At 58.8% G+C, this 1,156-nt stretch carries 2 protein-coding genes and 1 pseudogene; all 3 read right to left on the bottom strand.

Translation table 11 applies throughout. The annotated features are described in order from the left end of the window. Positions 1-142 (bottom strand): translation initiation factor IF-1 (infA, locus tag Q0248_RS03330; protein ID WP_299319727.1); only part of this gene is annotated, 142 nt, incomplete at its 3' end. Positions 143-155: 13 nt separating this feature from the next. Next, on the bottom strand, positions 156-944 hold the full coding sequence (map, locus tag Q0248_RS03325) for a type I methionyl aminopeptidase (protein WP_211788520.1): 789 nt from the start codon (positions 942-944) through the stop codon (positions 156-158). Between the two features lies 1 nt (position 945). Then, positions 946-1,156, bottom strand: a pseudogene (locus tag Q0248_RS03320) (preprotein translocase subunit SecY); the annotation flags it as partial.

The following is a 1,156-nucleotide window of genomic DNA, read 5'->3' as shown; positions in this document are numbered from 1 at the left end:
GGATCTTGATGTAGTGCATACGCATCTTCCCAGAGATATGGGCGGTGATGACGTGGCCATTCTCGAGCTCGACCTTGAACATAGCGTTCGAGAGCGCCTCCAGGATGACCCCGTCTAGTTCTATAGCTGCTTGCTTTGGCATATATCGTACTTGATTAAAACTCGCGGTCGCCCAAGACGTCCTTGATAAAGTCAAACGAAGAGAGGATGTCGGCGCGGCCGTTGCGGATGGCGACACAGTGCTCGAAGTGAGCGCTGGGCTTACCCGTCTTGGTGCGCACCGTCCAGCCGTCGTTGCGGTCGAAGGTGACATTCTTGGAGCCCATGTTGACCATAGGCTCGATGCAGATGCACATCCCCGAGCGCAGCTCAGGCCCCGTACCGCGGCGTCCGAAGTTGGGGACGCCCGGCTCCTCATGCATATTCTTCCCGATACCGTGCCCCTCGAGCTCGCGGACGATGTGGTAGCCGCGATGCTCGCAGTACTGCTGTACCGCGTGGCCGATATCTCCCACACGCTTACCAGCCACAGCCTGCTCGATGCCGATGTAGAGGGACTCCTTGGTGGTGCGCAGCAGCGCAAGCACCTCGGGAGCGATCTCACCGACGGCGAAGGTGTAGGCGGAGTCGCCTGTGAAGCCAGCGAGCTTCGTCCCGCAGTCGACGGAGACGATGTCTCCCTCCTTGAGGATCATCTTCGCTGAAGGGATGCCGTGCACCACGTGGTCATTGACCGAGGTGCAGAGGCTACCCGGGAAGCCATTATAGCCGAGGAAGGCGGGAGTCGCACCGTTATCACGGATGAACTCCTCGGCGCGCTTGTCCAAGTCCAGGGTCGAGACCCCAGGAGCTATGATCTTAGCGACCTCGGCCAGCGTGCGCCCCACAAGGAGGTTCGCCGCACGCATGAGTTCAATTTCTTCGTCTGTCTTTAGGTAGATCATCTTAGTAGGCAGCTACAGAGCCTGTACGCCCCTTGATACGGCCGCTCTTGAGCAGACCGTCGTAGTGACGCATCAAGAGGTGGCTTTCGATCTGCTGGAGCGTATCCAGGACGACACCGACCAAGATCAAGAGCGAGGTACCACCGAAGAACTGCGCGAACTCTCCTGAGATACCTAGGATACGAGCGAAGGCGGGCATGATAGCCACGATC

Origin of the sequence: uncultured Porphyromonas sp. (genome assembly GCF_938046015.1) — a bacterium.
In the GTDB taxonomy this organism is placed as follows: domain Bacteria; phylum Bacteroidota; class Bacteroidia; order Bacteroidales; family Porphyromonadaceae; genus Porphyromonas.
The sequence above is the reverse complement of the archived record's forward strand: the minus strand, read 5'-3'. Positions and strand labels throughout refer to the sequence as shown.

Bases quoted from the DNA above. Each gene is read 5' to 3' on its own strand.
- map (WP_211788520.1), bottom strand. From the start codon at position 944: ATGATCTACCTAAAGACAGACGAAGAAATTGAACTCATGCGTGCGGCG.